Consider the following 2,488-nt stretch of genomic DNA (forward strand, 5'->3'; position numbering starts at 1 on the left):
GGTGTTTGAGTTACCCTATCCCTATTTGTTATCGAGGTGATTGCCTATGTTATATAACCTTAAACGTTTAACCGGCTATGCTCTTGGCTTTATATTGTTTTATGCGCCGGTAGCGCTCTTTCAGCGCTGCCTGTTCTATTTGCTTTACGGCAGCTGGCAGCCGCAGAGTATTCACGGCCTTTGCTTTCGTATACCGATAGAGCATATTTTAGACGGAATAATTTGGCGGCTGACATCCATCAGCATGCTTAGCACCCTGCTGCTTTTGGTGGCAGCCTTCTTCCTGGGGCCTGTTTTTTGCGGCAGGCTTTGTCCTGCAGGAGCGTTTACTGAATATCTGTCGAAGCTGGTGCCGTCCAAATTTAAAATCAGCTGGCACCGTTATATAGAAATTGCGCCTATTCGTTATGGTATGCTGGCAGGCTTTTGTCTGGTGCCTTTTTTCGGCGGTATTCTGGCATGCTCCTATTGCAATTTCTTTTTGTTTGATTTACTTGCCAACTACTATATGCAGGGTTACTTTATTTCGCTGACCTCCAGTCTGCTGCTGACAGCAATTATGTGGGTGCTTGTCTTTGGTATCTTTACTAAGGGTGGACGCGGCTTCTGTAATTTTTTGTGCCCGGTAGGTGCAGCGCAGGGACTGATGCATGCCATAGGCTGCAGGCTGCCGTTTGTACTGCGCATGCGGGTAGACAAAAACCAATGCATAGGCTGTGGTTTGTGCGAAAAGAAGTGCCCGATGGAATCTGCAGAGCTTGCTGAAGGCAAAGCGCATATTAACCAGCATAACTGCATCTGCTGCGGTGTATGTCAGCATGCTTGCCCGGTGCAGGCTATCAGCTACGGGAGGAAACGCGTATGAAAACAAAGCTGATAAATTTTATTGCGGCAATGGGAATTCCCGTCAGCGGCATTACTACGCAGGGAGCAGGTTGTACAGGTATTTGCGGCAGCTGCAGCTTGAACTGCGCGCCGGGAATTGTTGCTTTACTGCTTTTGGCAGGGAAGGCAATTTACAAACGTTATCATAGCGGGGTGGTGCAGCATGAATAAACAAGTGTTGAAGCGTGCAGCTGCCTTTCTTTTGATGGCGGCTGTAATGGTCGGTCTGGTGTTTTTCCGCAGCGAAAATAATTATGACAAGCACTATTTCCGTGCTAAGCTGGCGCGGGGGCAGGAGGTGCATTGCCGGATAGACCTGGGCAAGGAGGGCGAGCTGAAATATTTGCTGCAGCCTAATATCTATACCTTATATTTACGCCTGCTGCCGGAGGATAAGCAAGCGCAGCTGCGCTGCGAGGGCGAGGGCCTGCAGCTGTTGCTGTCGCGCAGCAGCAAGAAAGGCTTGTGGAAAAAGCTGGCGTCTGACGAGATGATAAAGCAGTACAAGGGACAGATGTCAGTGAGTGCCGAGCTGTATTTTTCACCGGAGCAGTTAAAGCAGCGAAATGTGCAGCAGGGGAAAATAAAGTTCTATGACGCAAAGGGCTTGTACGGAACTGTTGTTATTGATGTAATCAATTCACGGGTGAAGTAAGATTAATATGTTTTTTAAGCTGTGGGCAGAAGTTCTGCCTGCAGTTTTTTGTTTTAAATACAATAAAGATGTATTCTTAAATTTTCTTGCAATCAATTCAGAATGGTGCTAGAATAGCAGATGAAAAAAGTAGTTAAATGATATATATAATTAATTGCTTTGAAGACTGTTGTCTTGGTGCGCAAAAGCAGTTATGATAGCTGCTGATGTCAAAAGGAGGCTTATATTATGGCTGAAGAGTTTAAGAAAAATCAACAAGAAGTGAAAAACGAGATTCGTAAAGGAATAGTTGAGCGTCTGCTCGGCAGCAAGCTGCATACAGAAAATGCAGAAATGCCGATAAGGTCAAGCTTCGTGAATTATAACATGGATGATTACGGTATTATAGATGCACATTATCAAGCCTTAAAAGAAGAAGTTTTACATGAGCTGGGAGCGTATCTTTTACACAATAAAAGCACTAATGAGAATGATGAAATGCCTATCAGAGCAAGCTATGTTAATCACACACCTGCAGATACCCGTATTCTCGATGGTCATTACCAAAAGCTGAAGGATGAAATCTGCCATGAAATTGCTCAACAGGTTGTCGGTGACAAGGTTGCTGTCGAAAAGGAGGCTATGGCAATTCGTGCAAGCTATCTGCATGAGTTGCAGGAGCAGGGAAGCCTGAATGAAGCTATTGCCAAACGCCTGCTGGCTAAAGGCATGAGCGTGGCTGATGTTGCTGAGGCTATGCAGATGCCTGAGGAAAGTGTTGCTAAGCTGCAGAAAAAATAGGAAAGACGTAACGGTTAACAGATTTTTCAAAAGCAGATAAATTGTATTTTCATCTGTTGACATTGTACAAGCTGCTTGCTTGCTAACCCTCCTCAATAATGATAAAATCAAATCAACAGCAAAGCTGAAAATGTCTGCAAGTTATTTTTTGGAGGAATATATTATGAA

At 44.7% G+C, this 2,488-nt stretch carries 4 protein-coding genes; all 4 read left to right on the top strand.

What is annotated here, in order from left to right:
• Positions 1-46: 46 nt before the first annotated feature.
• Positions 47-865 carry a 4Fe-4S binding protein gene (locus tag BN587_RS04015; protein ID WP_021719863.1) on the top strand — a complete coding sequence of 273 codons (819 nt, stop codon included), beginning with the start codon at positions 47-49 and terminating at the stop codon, positions 863-865.
• A complete protein-coding gene (locus BN587_RS04020) occupies positions 862-1,056 on the top strand; it encodes a hypothetical protein (protein WP_021719864.1) in 195 nt (64 codons plus the stop codon). The genes BN587_RS04015 and BN587_RS04020 overlap by 4 nt, the downstream gene beginning before the upstream one ends.
• Positions 1,049-1,540, top strand: coding sequence for a hypothetical protein (locus tag BN587_RS04025; RefSeq protein WP_021719865.1), 492 nt, complete (start codon positions 1,049-1,051; stop codon positions 1,538-1,540). Before BN587_RS04020 ends, BN587_RS04025 begins: the two co-directional genes overlap by 8 nt.
• 228 nt (positions 1,541-1,768) lie before the next feature.
• The gene (locus BN587_RS04030; RefSeq protein WP_021719866.1) at positions 1,769-2,320 is read left to right on the top strand and encodes a hypothetical protein; all 552 of its coding nucleotides are present in this window, start codon (positions 1,769-1,771) and stop codon (positions 2,318-2,320) included.
• Positions 2,321-2,488 lie beyond the last annotated feature (168 nt).

The sequence above is a fragment of the Phascolarctobacterium succinatutens CAG:287 genome, assembly GCF_000434895.1.
GTDB lineage: Bacteria > Bacillota > Negativicutes > Acidaminococcales > Acidaminococcaceae > Phascolarctobacterium_A > Phascolarctobacterium_A succinatutens_A.